We start from the raw sequence: 20,593 nt of genomic DNA, 5'->3' as shown, positions 1-20,593 counted from the left end.
CCCTCACGCATTCGCGATCAGCTGGGCTAGCATGCCCGCCTTCATGTCCGCCCATGCCGGTCCAGCTCCGATCGCCGCCCCCGCTGTCCCGCTTGCCGAGCGGGCCTGGGGTTGGGTGGCCGCGGAATGGGACCGCTGGCCGCTCTGGCTACCGGTCGCAATGGGGATCGGTGTGCTGGCCTATTTTGGCCGGCTTGCCGAACCGGGTCCCGCCTGGTTGGCGCTTCCCCTGCCGTACCTGGCCGCGTCGCTGATCCTGCGTGGCCGCCGGCCCCTGGCCGCGGCGGCTCTGGCCCTCGTTGGCTGCACTGCGCTGGGATTCGCCGCGGCGCTCCTTCATGCCCGACTGGCAGCGCCCATGCCGGACCTGCCGCGCACCGCCGCGACCGTCACCGGCCGGGTGGTGAACCTGGACCTGTTGCCGGAGGGGCGGCGCGTGACACTGGATGCGCCGCGCATCAACGACGGTCCGCCCCTGGACCGCCAGCTTCGCGTCCGCTTGCGCGCGAATGATCCGACGCCCGTCCAGCCCGGCGACACCGTCTCGCTGCGCGCCCTGGTGCGCCCGCCCATGCCGCCCACCTATCCCGGCGCCTTCGACACGCAGCGCAACGCCTGGTTCTCCGGCCTCGGCGGCTCCGGCTTCGCGCTGAACGTGGCGGACATCGTGGAACGGCGCGACCCGCCGTTCTTTGCCGGATTGCGCGCCGCCATCGAGGCCCGGATCACCTCAGCCCTGCCCGGCGCCACGGGAGCGGTGGCCGCAGCGCTCCTTACGGGATCGCAGTCCGGCATCCCGGCCTCGGCCATCGCCGCGCTGCGCGATTCGGGGCTGGCGCATCTTCTTTCCGTCTCCGGACTGCATGTGGCGGTCGTGATCGGGATCGGCTTCACCCTCTCCCGGCTCGCCATCGCCGCGATCCCATGGCTGGCGCTGCGGATCGATTCGAAGGGCGGGGCGGCGCTGGCCGGGCTGGCGCTCGGCGCGGCCTATACGCTGCTCACCGGCTCCGGCGTGCCAATGCTGCGCTCATTCGCCATGGCGGCCCTCGCCACGCTGGCGATCCTAACGGGGCGCCGCGCCCTCTCCCTGCGCGCCCTGGCCCTTGCGGCGGGGGTCGTGATCCTGCTGAACCCGGCGGCGGTCGTCGGGCCGTCCTTCCAGATGTCCTTCGCCGCCGTGCTCGCCCTTATCGGTGCCGCGGCGGCGATGCGCGGGCCGATGCAGGCGCTGAAGAGCCGGGGGTGGCAGGGAAAGCTGGCGGTCGCCGTTTTGGGGCTGGCCGCCACCTCCATCGTCGCCGGCGCGGCCACCACCCCGTTCGGGCTGCACCATTTCGGGCGGCTGCAACTCTATGGCGTGGCGGCGAATGCCGTGGCGGTGCCGCTGACCTCCTTCGTCGTGATGCCGGCGGGGCTGCTTGCCCTTCTCCTGATGCCCTTCGGGCTGGAAGGGCCCGCCATGACGGTGATGGGCTGGGGGGTGGAGGGCACGCTCCTCACCGGCCGGATCGTCTCCGCCTGGCCCGGTGCGGCGCTGACCGCGCCGCCCATCCCGGCCTGGGGGTTAGGGCTCTTCACCCTGGGCCTCTGCTGGATCCTGCTCTGGCGCCTGCCCTGGCGATGGGCGGGGTTGCCAGTGATGGCGGCGGGGCTGCTCTCCGGGTTAGCGACCACCCCGCCCGATCTTCTCGTGGCGGCGGATGGCCGGATGCTGGCCCTGGCAACGCCGGGCGGGGTGCTGGTGGAGCGCGCCTCCGGCGCCAACCGCCTGACCCGCGAATCCTGGCTCCGCAGTTGGGGCGAGGACGAGGCCAGCCCCCTGCCGCGAGAGGGCGACGTGCCCGGCGCCGCCTGCACGGCCCTGTCCTGCCTGCTGCGGCCGCGGTTGGACGGCGCCGCCGCCATTCTCCTCCGCCAGCCGCCGCGGGAGCCTCGGCCACGCCGGGGCCCGGCCCCGCCGCCCCCGGCCGTCAATGCCGATACGGGCTGCGGCAAGGCGGCGGTGATGGTCTCGCTGGAACCCGTTCGCGGCCGCTGCCGCGAGACGCCGCGGGTGGACCGGTTCTCCGTGTGGCGGGACGGCGCCCATGCCGTCTGGCTGGGGCGGGATGCGGCGACCGTCCTCTCGGACCGGGCACATCGTGGCGACCGGCCCTGGGTGCCGCCGGTTCCCACGCCCCGCGCGCAGGCACCGGAGGAGCCGCCGGCGGAAACGGAGTAGGACGGCTCAGCCCAGCCGGACGAGGACGTGCCGCTTGCGCCCGGCGGAGAGCTTCGCCGCCCCGTCGCGCAGGTCGGACTCCGTCACCTCCCGCGCGAGGTCCGTCACCACCTCGTCGTTCAGCCGCAGCCCGGACTGGCCGACGAGACGCCGGGCCTCGCCCTTGCTGGAGGCAAGTCCCGCCGCCACGGCCAGGTCCAGCAGAGAAGCGGGGAGGCCGGAAGTGATGCTCGGCAGCGTCTCGGCGGCCTGGCCCGCCTCGAAGGTCGCGCGGGCCGTCTCGGCCGCGGCCTCGGCCGCCCGGCGGCCGTGAAGAAGCGCCGTCGCCTCGGTGGCGAGGATCTTCTTCGCGTCGTTGATCTCCGCACCTTGCAGGGCCGCGAGCCGGTCCGTCTCCGCGACGGGCATTTCCGTGAACAGGCGGAGGAAGCGGCCGACATCGGCGTCCTCCGTGTTCCGCCAGAACTGCCAGTAGTCGTAGGGGGACAGGCGGTCGGGGTTCAGCCACACCGCGCCGGAGGCGGTCTTGCCCATCTTCGCGCCGGAGGCCGTAGTCAGCAGCGGGGTGGTGGCGCCGAAGACCTCCGCGCCGTCGATGCGGCGGTTCAGCTCAACGCCCATGATGATGTTCCCCCACTGGTCGCTGCCGCCCATCTGCAGCGCGACGCCGTGCCGGCGGCGCAGCTCAAGGAAGTCGTAGGATTGGAAGAGCATGTAATTGAATTCGAGGAAGGAGAGCGGCTGGTCCCGCTCCAGCCGCAGCCGCACGCTGTCCATGGTCAGCATGCGGTTCACGCTGAAGTGGCGGCCCACGTCGCGCAGGAAGGGGATGTACTGCAGCCCGTCCAGCCAGGCGGCATTGTCGAGCATCACGGCATCGCCCGCGCCCTCCCCGAAGCGGAGAAAGCTGTCGAAGGTCCGGCGGATGCCGGTCTTGTTCACCTCGATCTGCTCGTCCGTGAGGAGCTGGCGGCCCTCGTCGCGGCCGGAGGGGTCTCCGATCTTCGTGGTGCCGCCGCCCAGCAGGGCCACGGGTTTGTGGCCGCAGCGTTGCAGCAGGCGCAACAGCATGATGGGCAGGAGGTGGCCGACATGCAGGCTATCCGCCGTGCAGTCGAAGCCGACATAGGCCGGAAGAACGCCCTGAGCCATGCGGGCGGTCAGCGCCGCCTCGTCCGTCACCTGGTGAATGTAGCCCCGCTCGCGGGCGAGATGAAGGAACTCGTTCATGGCGTTGTCACTCAAGGCCCTTGCAAAGCGCGCCGGCCGTAGCACAAGTGCCGGATGCTGCGAACCATCGGGCTTATGAGCGGAACCTCGCTGGACGGGGTGGACGCCGCCTATGTCGAGACGGACGGAGAGAGGATCGACCGCCTCGGCCCCTCCGTGACCATTCCCTACCCCTCAAGCCTGCGGCGGGAACTGCGGGCGCTGCTGGATGCGGCCCCCGCCCTGCATGACGAGGGGCGGCTGGCCGAGCCCGCCGTTCTGGAAGCCGCGCGGCGCTTGACGGAGATCCACGCACAGGCGGTGGCGAAGCTGAACCGCCCAGCAGACCTCATCGGCTTCCATGGCCAGACCGTGCTGCACCGCCCGGCCAAGGGGCCAGGACAGTCCGGCCATACCTGGCAGATTGGCGACGCCGCCCTGCTGGCCCGGCTGACGGGGGTGGAGGTGGTGCATGACTTCCGCTCCGCCGACGTGGCCGCCGGCGGCCAGGGGGCGCCGCTGGTCCCGGTGTTCCACCGCGTGCTGGCGGAATCCCTGCCGAAGCCGGTGGCAATCCTGAATCTCGGCGGGGTGGGCAACGTCACCTGGATCGGGCCGGATGGCGAACTGGTCGCCTTCGATACCGGCCCCGCCAATGGCCCACTGGATGACTGGGCGCGGCGCTCGCTCGGCGCCGATTACGACCGGGACGGGCATCTAGCCCTCGCCGGCTCGCCGGACGGGGCGGTGCTCGGGCGGCTGATGGCGCATCCCTATCTCGATACCCCACCTCCCAAGTCCCTGGACCGGCTGGATTTCGACGCGGCGCTGCGCGAGGCAGGGGCTGGGGCGCTCTCGCCCGCCGATGGGGCGGCGACGCTGGCGGCTTTCTGCGCGGTCTGCGTAGGCGCAGCGGCCCGGCACTTCCCCGACCCGCCGGTGCAGTGGCTGGTGGCGGGCGGCGGCCGCCGGAACCCGGCGCTGATGAAGGCGCTCGCCTCCATGCTGGAGGCTCCGGTGCGCCCGGTGGAGGTGGCGGGCTGGGACGGGGACGCGCTGGAGGCGCAGGCCTTCGGCGTGCTGGCCGCCCGCGTCGCACGGGGACTGCCGCTGACTTTCCCCGGCACCACCGGGGCGCCGCATCCGCTCACGGGCGGGCGCCGGGTGCCGGCCTACGCCTGACAGGAGGGGCGGGCAGACAGAAAAGGGGCGGCGACCGGAAGGACGCCGCCCCTCACTTAGCGGGAAGCGAGCTGGATCAGTCCGCCGCCATGGACATGCGGGCGCGGTTCAGAACCCCCATCACATGGTCCTGCGTGGCGTCCGCCACCTTCTCCGTCTGCTCCGGCGTGAAGACATGGCCGGCGCCGGGCATGGTGCGGTAGTCGATCTTGATGCCCTTCTGGGTGTTCAGCTTATCCACCAGCTTCCGGACCGAGGGTTCCGGCACCAGCTCGTCCGCTTCTCCGTGGAGGATGAGGCCTGAGCAGGGGCAGGGGGCCAGGAACCCGAAATCGTAGTGGCTGGCGGGTGCGGCGATAGAGACGAAGCCGCCCATCTCCGGCCGGCGCATCAGCACCTGCATGCCGACATACGCGCCGAAGGAGTAGCCGGCGACCCAGAGCATGGACGCCTGCGGATTCACGGCCTGGAGGAAGTCGAGCGCGGCGGTGGCGTCGGAGATCTCGCCGATCCCGCCATCGTAGCGGCCCTGGGACTTGCCGACGCCGCGAAAGTTGAACCGCAGCGTGGAGAAGCCCATGGCGCGGTACCGCTCATACAGCGCGTGCACCACCCGGTTGTTCATCGTGCCGCCGTGGAGCGGATGCGGGTGCAGGACGAGGGCAGTGGGGGCATTCGGCTGCTTGGAGTGGTGGTAGCGACCCTCGAGCCGGCCGTCGGGGCCTGCGAACATCACCTCGGGCATCATCACCTTCCGCCCCGTAGGGCGTTTTTCTGGGGCGGGCCGGGACCCTGCCGGCACCGCCGTAAAGGGACCGCCCCGCCTGTTTCATCGACGCTGGCACCCCGCCCCGGCGGAACGGGTTCCGTCCGGGCCCCGGGGAAGATGCCGGGGAGGCTCGGACGGGACCCGTTCCGCCGAACGGAAACCGGACCGGGACGCGCTAGGCGACAGGCAACACCTGTGCGAAGGGAAGCTTCGCATCAGCCGCGACCTCCAACCGGGCTCCGGGGACGCCATGTGACCCGCGCGGCCTTCCGGTCTGCGGGACCGGTCCAATATAGGCAGCGCTCCGCGAGAATCATAACCAAATCATGGCATGGCCTCACGTTTCAGCGCGCATGGCTGCCCTTGGCGGCAGTCCTGGCCCCCGGGGTGGTCCCCCGGCCGGGCGCCGGCGCCGCATGGCGGGGCGCCGCTGAGATGCGGCTCTCCACCCGCGGCCGCTACGCCGTAATGGCGCTGACGGAAATGGCCCGGCGCGGGGTGGAGGGAAGCGGTGCGCCCATGACCCTGGCTGAGGTGGCACAGTCGCAGATGCTCTCCCCGGCCTATCTGGAGCAGTTGTTCGGCCGGCTGCGGCGGGCCGGGCTGGTTCGGTCGGCCCGCGGGCCCGGAGGGGGATACCGGCTGGCGCGCCCGGCGGCGGAGATCACCGTCGCGGAGGTGGTGGACGCCGTGGAGGACACCATTGCAGGCCCGCCGGAGGCCACGGAATCGCCGGGCGTGCCGACCGAGCAGCGCGACCTCTGGCGGGAGCTGGGGGAGCAGGTGCGTCTGTTCCTTTCCGCCATTTCCCTGCAGGACGTGGTGGACGGCCGCACCCTCGGCCGTGCCGTGCCCGTGCCCTCGGCACTCGGGGGGGAGGAGGAGGGCGGGTGAGCCTCTACCTCGACGCCAACGCCACCGAGCCGCTGCGGCCGGAGGCGCGAGATGCCGCGATCGCGGCCATGGAGCTGCCGGGCAATCCCTCCTCCGTCCACGCGGACGGGCGGGCGGCGCGACGGGTACTGGAGACGGCGCGGGCGAGGGTGGCGGCCCGGTTCGGGGCATCGCCGCGGGACGTGGTCTTCACCTCCGGCGGGACGGAGGCGAGCGCGCTGGCGGTTGCTTCCCTCCGGCGCGGACGGCGGGTCCTCGTCGGTGCTACGGAACACCCGGCGGTGCTGCGCGCGGCAGAGGGCGCGGCGCTCCTGCCCGTGCTGGCGGACGGGACTCTGGACCTGGAGGCGCTGGGTTCGGCCCTGGCGAACGGGGATCCCGCCCTGGTCCTCCTGATGGTGGCGAACAACGAAACCGGGGTGATCCACCCGGTGACGGAGGCCGCGGCGCTCTGCCGGCGGCACGGCGCACTGCTGCACCTCGATGCGGTGCAGGCTGCCGGACGCATCCCGCTGGACGCCGTGGCGCTTGGGGCGGAGACGATGGCGATCTCCGGCCACAAGCTCGGCGGGCCGAAAGGTGCGGGCGCGCTAATCCTGCGCCCCGGTCTGGAACTTGCGCCCCTGGTGGCCGGGGGCGGGCAGGAGAGGGGGAGACGCGGCGGCACGGAGGCGCTGCCGGCCATCGCTGGGCTCGGCGCCGCGGCGGAGGCGGCGGATCCTGCGGCCTCGGCGCGGCTAGGCCCGATCCGCGACGCGATTGAGGCCGGCCTGGGCCTTCCCGTGGCCGGCGCCGGGGCGTCGCGCCTGCCAAACACCAGCTGCGTGGCCCTGCCCGGCGCGAGTGCCGAGACCCAGGTGATCGCGCTGGACCTGGCCGGGATGCGGGTCTCCGCCGGGGCCGCTTGCTCCTCCGGCAAGGTGGCGCGCAGCCCGGTCCTGGCGGCCATGGGGCTCGGGGAGTTGGCGGGCTCGGCCATCCGCGTCTCCCTGCCCTGGAACACCCCGGACGACGCGGCGGAGCATTTCCTTGCGGCTCATGCAGCCATGCGGGCCCGCTTGCGCGCCGAGGACCGGGGGAGCGCGGGGCAGGGCTGAAGCCCGCGCGGGCCGGATGTGCGCCGGCGCACCTCCCGCCCAGGCCTGGGATGTCCCATCTTCACGGCATGAGGGATGCCGCGAACCGCCCCGCCTACCTGGACAACCAGGCCACCACCCCCGTCGATCCGCGGGTGCTGGCGGCCATGCGGCCCTGGTGGGAGGCAAACTTCGCCAACCCCGCCAGCATCGAGCACGCCATGGGCCGGGAGGCCGAGGCGGCGGTGGAGGAGGCGCGGGCCCATGTGGCGGCGCTGATCGGGGCAGAGGCGCGGGAGGTGATCTTCACCTCCGGGGCGACCGAATCGAACAACCTGGCGATCAAGGGCGCGGCCCGCTTCGCGGCGGGGCAGGGTGGCGAGCGGCGGCGCGTGATTACCGTCGCCACCGAGCACAAATGCGTGCTGGAGAGCGTTCGCGACCTGGCGGCGGAGGGTTTCGAGCCGGTGGTCCTGCTCGTACGCCCAGACGGCCTGCTGGAACCTGAGGCGCTGCGCTCGGCGCTGGAGGTGCCGACGCTGCTGGTCAGCGTCATGGCCGTGAACAACGAGATCGGGGTGGTGCAGGACATCGCCGGCCTCGCCGCCACGGCGAAGGCGGCGGGCGCGCTGTTCCACACGGACGCGGCGCAGGCGGCCGGGCGCGTGCCGATCGACGTAGCGGGGACGGAGATCGACCTCCTCTCCCTATCGTCCCACAAGATCTACGGGCCGAAGGGGATCGGCGCCCTGTATGTACGCCGGCGGCCTCGGGTGCGGCTTGCGCCATTGCTTTCTGGTGGCGGGCAGGAGCGGGGGCTGCGCTCCGGCACCCTGCCGGCCCCCCTGATCGTCGGATTTGGGGAGGCGGCGCGGATCGCGCGGTTGGAGATGGCGCTGGACGAGGGGCGCATCGCCGGCCAGCGGGAGCGGTTCCTGGCGGCGCTGGAGGCGGGCATCCCCGGGCTGCGGGTGAACGGCAGCCGGGAGAGCCGGGTGGCGGGGAATCTCAACCTGACCCTGCCCGGCGGGGTGGATGCGCAGGACGTCATGCGGGCTGCGCCGGGCGTCTGCGTTTCCACCGGCAGCGCCTGTTCCTCGGCGAGCATCGAGCCGTCCTACGTGCTGAAGGCGCTGGGTCTGCCGGAGCCCGAGGCGCGTTCCACCTTGCGGATTGGCATCGGCCGCTTTACCTCGCCGGCCGAAGTGGACCGGGCGGCGGCTGAGCTGGCACGCGCCTGGCAGGGGCTGCGCCGCCAGGCGGCCGAGTAGGAGAGATCGATGCCGAAGATGACCTTCGTCGAGCGGAACGGCACGCGCCGCGAGGTGGATGCGCCGCTGGGTCTTTCGGTGCTGGAGATCGCCCACAAGCACGGCGTGGACATCGAGGGCGCCTGCGAGGGCAGCCTCGCCTGCTCCACCTGCCACGTGATCGTCGATGAGAGCTGGTTCGAGCGGCTTGAGAGCCCCACCGAGGACGAGGAGGACATGCTCGACCTCGCCTTCGACCTGCAGGAGACGAGCCGGCTGGGCTGCCAGCTCATCATGACGGACAAGCTGGACGGGCTGGTGGTGAAGCTGCCCGCCGGCAGCCGCAACGCGGGCTGAGAGCCGTGAACGCGCCCTATGGCCGCGAGGGCGGGCTGTTCCGCGCTCTGCGGCAAGGGGCGGCGCGGGAGTGGGACGCCTATCTCTGGCATCCCTTCGTGCAGGGGTTGGCCGAGGGCACGCTGCCGCTGGCGGCATTCCGGCGCTACCTCGTGCAGGACTACCTGTTCCTCGTGCAGTTCGCGCGCGCCCAGGCCCTGGCCGTGGTGAAGGCCGAGAGCTTGGAGGCGATGCGCGAGAAGGGCCGCGTGGTGCAGGCCATCCTGGACGAGACGAAGCTGCACCTCGTCTATTGCCGGGACTGGGGGCTGGACGAAGCCGCCGTGCTGGCCGAGGCGGAGGCGCCGGAAACGGTGGGCTACACGCGCTGGGTGATGGACCAGGGCTTCCGCGGCGACATCCTGGACCTGGAAGTCGCCCTGGCGCCCTGCACGGTCGGCTACGGCGAGGTGGCGCAACGGATCGAGGCCCATCCCGGCCGGGTGCGCGAGGGCAATCCCTACGAGAACTGGATCGTGCAATACGCCGGCGCCGAATATCAGGCGGTGGCGCGCGGCGCGGCGGCGCGGCTGGACGCGCTGGGCGAGACGCATGGCGGCGCCGCTCGGATTGCCGCCCTGACCCGCGTCTTCGCCGAGGCGTCCCGGCTGGAGGCCGATTTCTGGCAGATGGGGCTGAACGCGGCCGAGGCGCCCGCGCCGTGAGGATCATGGTCGCCATGTCCGGCGGCGTGGACAGCAGCGTCGTCGCCGGGCTGCTCGCGGAGCAGGGGCACGAGGTGATCGGCGCCACCCTGCAGCTCTATGACCACGGCGCCGCCGTGCAGAAAAAGGGTGCCTGCTGCGCCGGCCAGGACATCCACGACGCGCGCGACGTGGCGGACCGCCTGGGCATCGCCCATTACGTACTGGACCGGGAGAGTCGCTTCCGCGACGCGGTCATCGCCGATTTTGCCGACAGCTACGCGCGCGGCGAGACGCCGATCCCCTGCGTGCGCTGCAACCAGACCGTGAAGTTCCAGGACCTCGTGGCCCTGGCCCGGGAGCTCGGCTGCGAGGCGCTGGCCACCGGCCACTATGCCCGCCGTACGGACAGACCGGGCGGCCCGGAGCTGCGCCGGGCGGCCGATCCGGCGCGGGACCAGTCCTACTTCCTCTTTGCCACCACGCGGGCGCAGCTGGCCTTCGCCCGCTTTCCGCTGGGCGACATGCCGGACAAGGCGGCGGTGCGGCGGGAAGCCGTGCGGTTGGGCCTAGCGGTGGCGGAGAAGCCGGACAGCCAGGACATCTGCTTCGTCCCCCAGGGCCACTACCACGACCTCGTCGCGAAGCTCCGCCCAGATGCGGCGGAGGAAGGGGAGATCGTGGACGAATCGGGCCGCGTCCTCGGCCGGCACCAGGGCGTGGCGCGCTACACTGTGGGGCAGGGGCGGGGGCTCGGCCTCTCCCGCGATTCCGGGATGCGCGTGGCGTCGCTGGACCCGGCGCGGCGCCGCGTGGTGGTGGCCCCGGCCCGCGCGATTCCCGTGGCCGAGGTGCCGGTTGGCGAGGTGAACTGGCTCATTGATCCGCCGCAGGCGCCTTTCCGCGCGGAGGCGAAGTTCCGCGCCCGCGAGGTGCCGCAGCCCGTGACGGCGCGCTGGGATGCAGCCTCGGCGCGTCTGGTGGTAACCCCGGACGTCCCCGTCATCTCCGCCCCTGGCCAGGGATGCGTGCTGTACGAAGGCGACCGCGTCCTCGGCGGCGGCTTCATCCGCGCCAGCCGCGCCGCAACTGTTGACGCGGAAGCGCCGGCAGCCTAATTCGCGGCCACCCGGCAGGCGGCGCTTTGGCGGGGTAGCTCAGCTGGTTAGAGCACAGCACTCATAATGCTGGGGTCACCGGTTCAAGTCCGGTTCCCGCTACCATTACCCGCCGCCTGCCGGATTTCCCTCATCCTCTCGGACAACCCGCGTCACTCGTTTTGGCGCGCTGCTGTCGGTCAGCGGTGCGTGATTCGCTCCTGCGGGCACTGCCTGGAGCCAGAATTCATCCGGCGAAAAAAGGGGCTCCGCCAAGCAGCCGGAAGTTGTGGCGGGCTGCAGAAGGGCCGGGCTGAACCGCCCTGTCCCACAAGCCTTTGTTATCGAGCGCACGGGGGCGTGAGCCGCCGGGCGGTTACATCGGTCCCGTGAAACGCCCTTCTCTCCGTACCAGAACGAAAGAAGGAAAGAGGATGCGCTCGACCCTCCCCGTCCTGCTCGCCGGCCTCGTGCTCCCTCTGGCTGCCCTAGCGCAACCCACACCTCCCGGCACCTCCCACGCGGTGCCAGCGCCGGGCGTTGCGCCGGGGACGCGGCCCGGTCCGGTGGCGGAACTGCCGCGGCTCGTCATCGGCGCACCGGGGCGCTGCGAGCTTTCAACCGGCGGCCAGGCGCAGCCCTGTAGCAGCGGGCTGATCTACGTGCATCACCGGGACGGGGCCGTGCTGATCTCGGTGCAGTCCACGCCCACCAGCACGATCGGCTTCCAGGGCAACAGCGACACCCAGCCCGTGCGGGAGGAGTACACGCTGGAGCTGAACCGGATGCACACCAGCGTGGATGGCCGCACGGCCGCGAAGACGGTGCGGGGCACCTGCCAGATCAGCATGACGGCCGATGGCCGGACTTGGCACCGCGCGACCTGCCGGGCGACGGATGGGAACGGCATGGTGACGGTGATGAACTTCACCGGCGATGGCCGGCAGGTCACCGTCGCGCGCCCGGGCGAGGAGGGCGGGCAGGGAGGCAAGCCGGCCCCGGTACCCGCTCCGAAAGGCTGAGCTGCGGGCCCTTTGCCCCGGGGCGCGAAGGCCGCATCGTCAGGCCCGGCATCATGCAGGAGTCGCCCGTGAAGGTTCTCGTCCTCGGCAGCGGCGTCATCGGCGTGACCACCGCCTGGTATCTCGCCAGGGCCGGGCACGAGGTGACCGTGATCGACCGCCAGGACGGCGCGGGGAAGGAGACGAGCTTCGCCAATGCGGGGCAGCTCTCCTACGGCTACTCCTCGCCCTGGGCAGGACCGGGCGTGCCGATGAAGGCGGTGAAGTGGCTGCTGATGCACCACCGCCCCTTTGTCCTCTGGCCACGCCCGGACTGGAACATGCTTTCCTGGCTCGCCAGCATGGCCGCGAACTGCACGGAAAGCGCCTATCGCCGCAACAAGGGCCGGATGGTGCGCGTGGCCGAGTACAGCCGCGTGGCGCTGGCCGATCTTCGCGCGGAGACGGGGATCGAGTTCGACCACCGCGCGCGCGGCACCGTCCAGGTCTTCCGCACGCAGAAGCAGATGGACCATGTGGGCGACGACACCGCTGTGCTGGATGGGTACGGGGTGCCCTGGGAACTTCTGGATCCGGCCGGCTGCGTCGCGGCGGAACCGGCCCTGGCGCGGGTGCAGGAGAAGTTCGTCGGTGGTCTGCGCCTGCCCCAGGACGAGACGGGCGATGCCTTTCTCTTCACCCAGCGCCTGGCCGAACTTGCGCGCGGCAAGGGCGTGGACTTCCGCCTGGGTGTCAGCATCGCCTCGATCCACTGCGAAGGCGGGCGCGTGGCGGCGGTGGAAACGGACCACGGCGATTTCACTGCGGACGCCTATGTCGCCGCCCTCGGCAGCCATACCCCGGCGGTGCTGCGCCCGCTGGGGCTGCGCCTGCCCGTCTATCCCATCAAGGGCTATTCGCTGACCCTGCCCGTGACGGAGGAGGCGGCCGCGCCCGTCTCCACCGTGATGGACGAGACCTACAAGATCGCCATCACCCGCCTCGGCGACCGCATCCGCGTGGGCGGCACGGCGGAGATTGCGGGTTTCTCCACGAGCCTGCGCCGCCCGCGGCGGGAGACGCTGGAGCACTCCGTCCGTGATCTTTTTCCCGATGGCGGGGATATCGGGGCGGCCCGGTTCTGGACGGGGCTGCGGCCGATGACGCCGGACGGCACGCCGGTCATTGGCAAGACCCGCCTGCCCAACCTGTTCACCAATACCGGCCACGGCACGCTGGGCTGGACCATGGCCTGCGGTTCCGGACGGGCACTGGCGGATATCGTCTCAGGCCGCACGCCCGAGATCGACGTCTCCGATCTCGGCCTCTCGCGTTACGGTTGATCCAGGCATCTTGGAAGGCCCGGCCGGGGCGCCGACATGCGGTAGGGCCGTCTTGGACGCCCCTTTCGGGCCGTGTTAGCGTCGTTGAATAACGAATTCCACGGAGGATAGCCGCATGACTCTTCAGCTCGGGCAAACCGCCCCGGATTTCGAGGCCGATACCACCCAGGGCCGCATTCGCTTCCATGAATGGCTCGGCGATTCCTGGGGCGTGCTGTTCAGCCACCCCAAGGACTACACGCCGGTCTGCACGACGGAGCTGGGCTATACCGCCAAGCTGAAGCCGGAATTCGACAAGCGCGGTGTGAAGGTGATTGGCCTGTCCGTCGATACGCTGGACCGGCATGAAGGCTGGAACGCGGATATCGAGGAGACGCAGGGCACTGCGGTGAACTTCCCGATGATCTCCGACCACGACCGGCACGTTGCCACCCTCTACGGCATGATCCATCCGGAGGCGGATGCGACGGTGACGGTGCGGACGGTCTTCGTCATCGACCCGAAGAAGAAGATCCGCCTCATGCTGATCTATCCGCCGAGCGCCGGGCGGAACTTCGACGAGATCCTGCGCGTGATCGACAGCCTGCAGCTGACGGACAAGCACAAGGTCGCCACCCCCGTGAACTGGCAGAAGGGCGACAAGGTCATCGTCGCCGCCAGCCTGTCGGACGAGGACGCGAAGAAGCACTTCCCCCAGGGCTGGACGGCCGAGAAGCCCTACCTGCGCTGGGTCGATCACCTGGAGTGGACCTGAACCCCTCATGCCCAACATCGCCACTGACTTCTGGGACGCGGTCGGGAACACGCCGCTCATCCGGCTGCGCCGTGCCTCCGAGGAAACAGGGTGCGAGATCCTGGGCAAGGCCGAGTTCATGAACCCCGGCGGCAGCGTGAAGGACCGCGCTGCCATCGGGATCCTGGGAGAGGCCGTGACCCGCGGCCTTCTCACGCCCTTCCAACCCGGCACGGTGGTGGAGGGGACGGCGGGGAACACCGGCATCGGGCTGGCGCTGGCCGCCAATGCGCGGGGCTGGAAATCCGTCATCGTCGTGCCGCGCACGCAGAGCCAGGAGAAGCTGGATTTCCTGCGGATGATCGGGGCCGACCTGCGGCTGGTGGATCCCAAGCCGCTGGCGGACCCGGGCCACTACGTGAACTATTCCCGCCGCCTCGCGGAGGAGCTGGGCGCGGTCTGGGCAAACCAGTTCGGCAACTCCGCCAACGCCACCGCCCATGAGGCGACGACCGGCGTGGAGATCTGGGACCAGACGAGCGGGAAGGTGGATGCCTTCACCTGCGCCTGCGGCACGGGCGGCACGCTGCACGGCACGGCGCGGGCGTTGAAGGCGCGGAATCCCGGCGTGAAGATCGTGCTGGCGGACCCGCACGGCTCCGGCCTGTATTCCTGGGTGAAGACCGGCACCGTCTCGGCCGAGGGTAATTCCATCACGGAAGGGATCGGCCAGGCCAGCAAGGTGCCCGCCGTGCTGGAGGGTGCGCCGATCGACGACGCCGTGCGGATCTCCGACGCGGAGGCGCTGCAGCAGTGCTTCTCCCTCCTCGTGGAAGAAGGGCTGAGCGTTGGCGGATCGGCGGGGCTGAACGTGGCGGCGGCGATCCAGGTCGCGAAGGATCTTGGCCCCGGCCATACGGTCGTGACCGTGCTTTGCGACGGCGGGGCGCGCTATCAGTCCAAGCTGTTCAACCCGGACTTCCTGCGAGAGCGAGGACTGCCAGTACCGGGCTGGCTGGCGTGATCGGGGAGGCGCTGGAGATTGCGCGTGCCATCCGGGCGCGCGATCCGGCGCGACCGACCGTCGCGGAATCCATCCTCTGCTATGCCGGGCTCCACGCCGTGCTGTGGCATCGGCTGGCGAACCGGCTCTGGCGCACCGGCTTCCGGGCGCCGGCCCGCCTCGTCTCCCACTTCTCGCGATTTCTGACGGGGATCGAGATCCATCCCGGCGCCGCAATCGGCCGGCGGCTCTTCATCGACCATGGCATGGGCGTGGTGATTGGTGAGACTGCGGAGATCGGCGACGATGTGCTGATCTACCACGGCGTAACGCTGGGCGGCCTGACCCTGCGGCCGGGCAAGCGGCACCCGACCCTGGAGAGCGGCGTGGTGATCGGCGCCGGCGCGCAGGTGCTGGGCCCCATCCGCATCGGCCGGAACGCACGGGTCGGGGCGAATGCTGTCTGCGTCGATCCCGTGCCGGACGGGGTGACGGTGGTGGGGATCCCCGCCCGCCCGCCCGGCCGTCCCTGCGAGGAGGGGACGACGGGGTATGGGATCACGCCCGGCGCCCTGGAGTCCGTGGCGGAGCAGGTTGCCGCACTGCGGGCGGAGATTGAGGCCTTGAAGGAACGGGACTCGCTCCGGGCCTGACGGCCTGGCGAGATGAGAAAGGGGCGGGACCTTTCGGTCCCGCCCCCTTCCAAGTTCCGTGACCGGGATCGTGCTGCTCAGCGCAGGACGATCTCGACGCGGCGGTTCTGCGGCTCGCGCACGCCGTCCGCGGTCGGCACCAGGGGGCGGCTCTCGCCGAAGGCCTGGATGGACATGGCGGAGCGGGGCACACCGCGGCGCGTCAGCTCGGCAGCGACGGCCTCGGCGCGGCGCATGGAGAGACGCTGGTTGTACTGCGGGGTGCCGGAGCGGTCGGCGTGGCCGGCTACCTCGATGCGGGTCGTGCCCGTGGAGGACACGGCCTGGGCGGCCTCGGCGATGATCTGGCGGGCGCGGTCCGTCAGGTCGGCGCGGTCGAAGTCGAAGAACACCAGGTAGGTGCGGGCCGGAGCCGGAGCAGCGGCCGGCATCGGCGCGGCGATCGGCGCGGGCGCCGGGCGCGGCTGGTTGAAAGCGTAGCGAAGGCCGAGCATGGCGGAGTGGTTGTAGTTCTCGGACCGGGTGCCGCCGCGCCCGACGGTGAAGCTGCCGCCGCTGCTCGTCGTGTCGATGCTGTGCTCCAGCGTGCCGAGGAAGCGGTACTCGGCCGTCAGCGTCAGGCCGGGCACGCCGAGGCGGGTGAGCGGGAAGGCGAGGCCCGCGATACCCTGATAGGCGAAGCGGCCATCGGTGCCGCTGTCGCGGATCCGGGCACCACCGGCTCCCGGGAAGGTCAGGCCGACATCGTCGAACTCGCGCCAGACATAGCCGACACCGGCGCCGAGATAGGGCTGGACATAGCTCGGCACTCCCCACTGGGCGAGGTCGAGATCGTAGAAGACGTTGCCCATCACGCCGTAGCTGCGGGAGGTGCCCTGGACGCGGCTGGTCGTGATGCCGTTGAAGCCGCGGATCTTGTTCACGTCGTTCTCGCGGTAATTGCCCTCGACCTCAGCGCGGAGGCCGTTGCCGAAGCCCCAGCCGAGGCTGCCGACGACGACCCAGCCCGTCTCGAAGCCGACCTTGCCGCGCGGGTTGACCCCGCGAAGGCGAAGCTCCTCCGCGAGGGGACCGGTAGCGGCGATGTTGGACTCCTGGAGCCAGTTCGCGCCTGCGCCGACGCCGATATAGAGGCCGGAGACGGGCTGCGCCTGCGCGGCGACGGGGAGGCTGAGGACTGTCGCGGCCAGGAGGGCCTTGCGGAGTGACATGGCGATGTTTCCTTGATGCCGGCGGTAGCGCCAGGATCTCGAGGAAGCAGGTGCAGCGAGATCGCAACCGCCGGCATTCACCTCCGTCAGGTTCCGCGCCCTCGGAATCAACTCCTCTGGCACTGTGTCATTCGTGCATCAGTACAGTCTGTTAACAAATGATGGGGCGGGACCTTTCGGTCCCGCCCCTTTCCAAGTCCCGTGACCGGGATCGTGCTGCTCAGCGCAGGACGATCTCGACGCGGCGGTTCTGCGGCTCGCGCACGCCGTCCGCGGTCGGCACCAGGGGGCGGCTCTCGCCGAAGGCCTGGATGGACATGGCGGAGCGGGGCACACCGCGGCGCGTCAGCTCGGCAGCGACGGCCTCGGCGCGGCGCATGGAGAGACGCTGGTTGTACTGCGGGGTGCCGGAGCGGTCGGCGTGGCCGGCTACCTCGATGCGGGTCGTGCCCGTGGAGGACACGGCCTGGGCGGCCTCGGCGATGATCTGGCGGGCGCGGTCCGTCAGGTCGGCGCGGTCGAAGTCGAAGAACACCAGGTAGGTGCGGGCCGGAGCCGGAGCAGCGGCCGGCATCGGCGCGGCGATCGGCGCGGGCGCCGGGCGCGGCTGGTTGAAAGCGTAGCGAAGGCCGACCATGATGGAGTGGTTGAGGTTCTCCACATCCGTGCGGCGCCGCACGACGGTGTTGGCGGCAGGGACGTAGTTGGACGGCACCTCCTGGTCCAGCGTGCCATAGAAGCGGTACTCCGCCGTCAGGGCCAGCCCCGGTACGGCGCGGATCGGGAAGCTCACGCCACCGATGGCTTGGTAGGCGAAGTCGCCGCTGGTGCCGAAGATATCCAGCCGCGGCCCGCTCGCGCTCTGCACGCGGACGTTCTGGTAATTCACCCAGCCATAGCCGGCTCCGAGGCCGACATAGGGCTGCACGGGCCAGTTCGGGACCGCGAAGTCGTAGAAGACATTCGCCATTACACCGTACTGGAGCACGTGGCCGGAGGTCCGCCTCGGCGGGGCGATGAAGCCCATCCGGCCGCTGTCGACATCGTTGTTGCGGTAGTTGCCCTCGATCTCTGCCCGCAGCCCGTTGCCGAAGCCATAGCCGAGGCTGCCCACGAAGCCGTAGCCGGTCTCGAAGCCAATCGACCCGCTACCGAACTGGGCCCGGGCGGCGCCGTTGGTGGGTTCGAGATCGGACCGTTGCGTCCAGTTTACGCCGCCACCGCCGGCAATGTAGAGGCCGGACACGGGCTGCGCCTCGGCTGCGACGGGGAGGAAGGTGGCAGCGGCGGTTAGAAGCGCATGCTGCAATCTGTTCATCAGCGTCTCCCGAGGTTGCTGGAGAGCAGCGTACCGGCTGGGAGGTCTGGCCGGCTGCCACGTCTCTTTTGCAACCGCAGGTAATATCAATCGTGAAGATTAGGCAAAAACACAACCTCGTGCACTTAATAAGTACCGAAACACACGCATAAGGCGAGCAAGAATCCGTCCGTGGATGACGGAATCTGCGCAAAACCGCCAGTTTCCCCGCCATGCTGGTGTGCTCGGGCGAAGCGGTCCCTCCCACTCCGCAGTGCCAGGGCTGAGCATCCCCCTCGCCGACGACAAATGACCCCGGACCATAAGGGTCCGAGGCCTGTTTCCAGACGAGGCTGCGGGAGATGGAGCGGGGTCTACCCGGCCTTAGCCTCGCGCCGACGGCGGTGCAGCACGAACTCGGTATAGCCGTTGGGCTGCGCCGCACCCTCGAAAACAAGGTCGCAAGCCGCCCTGAAAGCCACGCCGTTGAAGCCCGGCGCCATTGGCGTGTAGTGCGGATCGCCGGCGTTCTGCTTGTCCACCACGCCCGCCATGCGGCGCAGCGTCTCCTTCACCCGCTCCCGCGTCACGATGCCGTGGCGCAGCCAGTTGGCGATGTGCTGGGCGGAGATGCGAAGCGTCGCGCGGTCTTCCATCAAGCCAACATCGTGGATGTCCGGCACCTTGGAGCAGCCGACGCCCTGGTCGATCCAGCGCACCACGTAGCCGAGGATGCCCTGGGCGTTGTTGTCCAGCTCCGCCTGGATGTCCTGGTCGGCGAAGTTGGTATTCTCCGCCAGCGGGACCGTCAGCAGGTCTGCCAGCTTCGCGCGCGCGCCGCCGGAGGCCAGCTCGGCCTGCCGCGCCCCCACGTCCACCGTGTGGTAGTGCAGCGCGTGCAGCACGGCGGCGGTGGGGGAGGGGACCCAGGCCGTGCTGGCACCGGATTTCGGATGGCCCACCTTCTGCTCCAGCATCGCCGCCATCGCGTCCGGCGCGGCCCACATGCCCTTGCCGATCTGGGCATGCCCGCGCAGCCCGCAGGCCAGGCCGACATCGACGTTGTTGTCCTCATAGGCGCCGATCCAGGCGGCCTTCCGCATGTCGTTCTTGCGGACGACGGGGCCGGCCTCCATCGAGGTGTGGATCTCGTCGCCGGTGCGGTCGAGGAAGCCGGTGTTGATGAAGAACACGCGGGACTTCGCCGCCTCGATGCAGCGGGCGAGGTTGAGGGTGGTGCGCCTCTCCTCGTCCATGATGCCCATCTTCAGCGTGTTCGCGGGCAGGCCGAGCGCCGCCTCCACCTCGCCGAAGAGCGACACGGCCCAGGCCACCTCGGCCGGCCCGTGCATCTTCGGCTTCACGATGTAGACGCTGCCCGCGCGGCTGTTCAGCCGCTTGCCGCGCAGGTCGTGCAGGGCGATCAGGCTCGTGACATAGGCGTCGAGCACCGTCTCCGGCGTCTCCGCTCCGTCCAGCGTCACCGCATCCGTCATCATGTGGTGGCCGACGTTGCGCACCAGCATGAGGGAGCGGCCGTGCAGGGTGAACTCGCTCCCGTCCGCGGCCTTGTAGGAACGGTCGGGGTTCAGGCGGCGCACCAGCGTCTCGCCGGCCTTCTCGAAGCTCGCGGAGAGGTCGCCGCGCATCAGGCCTAGCCAGTTGCGATAGACGCCCACCTTATCCTCCGCATCGACGGCGGCGACGGAGTCCTCGGCGTCCATGATGGTGGAGAGCGCGGCCTCCAGCAGCAGGTCGGCGACGCCGGCCTTGTCCATGCGCCCGATCGGGTGGCCGCGGTCGATCACGATCTCCAGGTGCAGGCCGTTCCGGACCAGCAGGACGGCGCTGGGCTCGCTCTCGCTGCCGTTGTAGCCACGGAACCCGGCGGGGTCCTTCAGCCCCACGGTGCGGCCGCCCCCCGTCACCGCGCTCAGCCGCCCGGCCTCCACGCGGTAGGCCGAGACATCGGCGTGGCTGCCGGATTCCAGCGGCGCCGCGGCGTCCAGCACGGCGCGGGCCCGGGCGATCACGGCCGCGCCGCGGGCCGGGTCGTAGCCCCGGACCTTCGGGCCGTCCTGCGGGATCGCATCCGTGCCGTAGAGCGCGTCGTAGAGGCTGCCCCAGCGCGCATTGGCTGCGTTCAGCGCGTAGCGGGCATTGTTCACGGGCACGACGAGCTGCGGGCCGGCCATGCGGGTGATCTCGTCGTCCACATCCGCCGTCTCCACGGCGAAGGGGGCGGGCGGGTCCAGCAGGTAGCCAATCTCGCGCAGGAAGGCCTCGTAGGCGGCGCGGTCCATCGGGCGGGCGGGATTGGCGCGGTGCCAGGCATCGATCTTCGCCTGCAGCGCGTCGCGCTCCGCCAGAAGGGCGGTATTGCCGGCACCGAGACCGCGCAGCGTGGCCTCCATGGCGGCCCAGAAGGCGCCGGCCTCGACGCCCGTGCCCGGCAGGGCCTCGTCCTCGATGAAGCGACGGAGGACGGGGGAGACCTCCATGCCCTGACCCGTTCCAGCCATGCCGTGTCCCTCCTCTTGCAGCCCTCCGCAATAGTCTGGTGCCGGACGGCGGGCAAACCGGTCGGTCATGCCGGCACGGCCTTTCGGGG

The 20,593-nt window shown here is 70.8% G+C and carries 18 protein-coding genes and 1 tRNA gene; 14 read left to right on the top strand and 5 right to left on the bottom strand.

The genetic code is table 11. From position 1 onward, the window contains the following. Positions 1–31 precede the first annotated feature (31 nt). On the top strand, positions 32–2,224 hold the full coding sequence (locus tag J5Y10_RS10025; protein WP_209373176.1) for a ComEC/Rec2 family competence protein: 2,193 nt from the start codon (positions 32–34) through the stop codon (positions 2,222–2,224). Positions 2,225–2,230: 6 nt separating this feature from the next. Here J5Y10_RS10025 and tyrS read toward each other — a convergent pair whose 3' ends face one another. Continuing rightward, on the bottom strand, positions 2,231–3,454 hold the full coding sequence (gene tyrS, locus J5Y10_RS10020; protein ID WP_209373175.1) for a tyrosine--tRNA ligase: 1,224 nt from the start codon (positions 3,452–3,454) through the stop codon (positions 2,231–2,233). A gap of 57 nt (positions 3,455–3,511) precedes the next feature. On the opposite strand from tyrS, the gene J5Y10_RS10015 reads away from it, so the two are divergent. Continuing rightward, entirely contained in the window at positions 3,512–4,615 is a 1,104-nt protein-coding gene (locus J5Y10_RS10015) for an anhydro-N-acetylmuramic acid kinase (protein WP_209373670.1), read from the top strand. A 76-nt stretch (positions 4,616–4,691) separates the two neighbouring features. On the opposite strand, the gene J5Y10_RS10010 is transcribed toward J5Y10_RS10015, so the two are convergent. Beyond that, a complete protein-coding gene (locus tag J5Y10_RS10010) occupies positions 4,692–5,360 on the bottom strand; it encodes an alpha/beta hydrolase (RefSeq protein WP_209373174.1) in 669 nt (222 codons plus the stop codon). A 459-nt stretch (positions 5,361–5,819) separates the two neighbouring features. On the opposite strand from J5Y10_RS10010, the gene J5Y10_RS10005 reads away from it, so the two are divergent. From J5Y10_RS10005 to cysE, 12 genes are all read left to right on the top strand, one after another. Then, on the top strand, positions 5,820–6,278 hold the full coding sequence (locus tag J5Y10_RS10005; protein WP_209373172.1) for an Rrf2 family transcriptional regulator: 459 nt from the start codon (positions 5,820–5,822) through the stop codon (positions 6,276–6,278). After that, on the top strand, positions 6,275–7,375 hold the full coding sequence (locus tag J5Y10_RS10000; protein WP_209373170.1) for a cysteine desulfurase family protein: 1,101 nt from the start codon (positions 6,275–6,277) through the stop codon (positions 7,373–7,375). The genes J5Y10_RS10005 and J5Y10_RS10000 overlap by 4 nt, the downstream gene beginning before the upstream one ends. A 68-nt stretch (positions 7,376–7,443) precedes the next feature. Next, positions 7,444–8,625: a cysteine desulfurase family protein gene (locus tag J5Y10_RS09995; RefSeq protein WP_209373168.1), complete on the top strand. Its 1,182-nt coding sequence runs from the start codon at positions 7,444–7,446 to the stop codon at positions 8,623–8,625. Positions 8,626–8,634: 9 nt separating this feature from the next. Then, positions 8,635–8,961 (top strand): ferredoxin family 2Fe-2S iron-sulfur cluster binding protein, encoded by a 327-nt coding sequence (locus tag J5Y10_RS09990; protein WP_209373166.1) that lies wholly within the window; start codon positions 8,635–8,637, stop codon positions 8,959–8,961. Between the two features lie 5 nt (positions 8,962–8,966). Then, positions 8,967–9,665 carry a thiaminase II gene (gene tenA, locus J5Y10_RS09985; RefSeq protein ID WP_209373164.1) on the top strand — a complete coding sequence of 233 codons (699 nt, stop codon included), beginning with the start codon at positions 8,967–8,969 and terminating at the stop codon, positions 9,663–9,665. Continuing rightward, positions 9,662–10,762 (top strand): tRNA 2-thiouridine(34) synthase MnmA, encoded by a 1,101-nt coding sequence (mnmA, locus tag J5Y10_RS09980; RefSeq protein WP_209373162.1) that lies wholly within the window; start codon positions 9,662–9,664, stop codon positions 10,760–10,762. The genes tenA and mnmA overlap by 4 nt, the downstream gene beginning before the upstream one ends. 28 nt (positions 10,763–10,790) lie before the next feature. Continuing rightward, a tRNA-Met gene (locus tag J5Y10_RS09975) sits at positions 10,791–10,867 on the top strand. Between the two features lie 308 nt (positions 10,868–11,175). Further along, positions 11,176–11,763, top strand: coding sequence for a hypothetical protein (locus J5Y10_RS09970; RefSeq protein WP_209373160.1), 588 nt, complete (start codon positions 11,176–11,178; stop codon positions 11,761–11,763). A 68-nt stretch (positions 11,764–11,831) separates the two neighbouring features. Next, a complete protein-coding gene (locus J5Y10_RS09965) occupies positions 11,832–13,085 on the top strand; it encodes a D-amino acid dehydrogenase (protein WP_209373158.1) in 1,254 nt (417 codons plus the stop codon). A 115-nt stretch (positions 13,086–13,200) separates the two neighbouring features. Further along, positions 13,201–13,839 carry a peroxiredoxin gene (locus J5Y10_RS09960; RefSeq protein WP_209373156.1) on the top strand — a complete coding sequence of 213 codons (639 nt, stop codon included), beginning with the start codon at positions 13,201–13,203 and terminating at the stop codon, positions 13,837–13,839. 7 nt (positions 13,840–13,846) lie between these two features. Continuing rightward, on the top strand, positions 13,847–14,842 hold the full coding sequence (locus J5Y10_RS09955; protein ID WP_209373154.1) for a cysteine synthase A: 996 nt from the start codon (positions 13,847–13,849) through the stop codon (positions 14,840–14,842). After that, the gene (cysE, locus tag J5Y10_RS09950; RefSeq protein WP_408901577.1) at positions 14,839–15,474 is read left to right on the top strand and encodes a serine O-acetyltransferase; all 636 of its coding nucleotides are present in this window, start codon (positions 14,839–14,841) and stop codon (positions 15,472–15,474) included. The genes J5Y10_RS09955 and cysE overlap by 4 nt, the downstream gene beginning before the upstream one ends. Before the next feature lie 77 nt (positions 15,475–15,551). Here the strand turns inward: cysE and J5Y10_RS09945 are convergent, their stop codons facing one another. The 3 genes from J5Y10_RS09945 to J5Y10_RS09935 all read right to left on the bottom strand — a co-directional run bounded on the left by J5Y10_RS09945 (position 15,552) and on the right by J5Y10_RS09935 (position 20,504). After that, on the bottom strand, positions 15,552–16,685 hold the full coding sequence (locus tag J5Y10_RS09945; RefSeq protein ID WP_209373152.1) for an OmpA family protein: 1,134 nt from the start codon (positions 16,683–16,685) through the stop codon (positions 15,552–15,554). A gap of 220 nt (positions 16,686–16,905) precedes the next feature. Next, entirely contained in the window at positions 16,906–18,003 is a 1,098-nt protein-coding gene (locus tag J5Y10_RS09940; protein ID WP_209373150.1) for an OmpA family protein, read from the bottom strand. 353 nt (positions 18,004–18,356) lie between these two features. After that, positions 18,357–20,504: a malate synthase G gene (locus J5Y10_RS09935; RefSeq protein ID WP_209373149.1), complete on the bottom strand. Its 2,148-nt coding sequence runs from the start codon at positions 20,502–20,504 to the stop codon at positions 18,357–18,359. Between the last annotated feature and the right edge of the window lie 89 nt (positions 20,505–20,593).

Source organism: Roseomonas indoligenes, assembly GCF_017813365.1.
Taxonomy (GTDB): domain Bacteria; phylum Pseudomonadota; class Alphaproteobacteria; order Acetobacterales; family Acetobacteraceae; genus Roseomonas; species Roseomonas indoligenes.
Note: the sequence above shows the minus strand (reverse complement) of the source record. Positions and strands in the feature narration are given on the sequence as shown.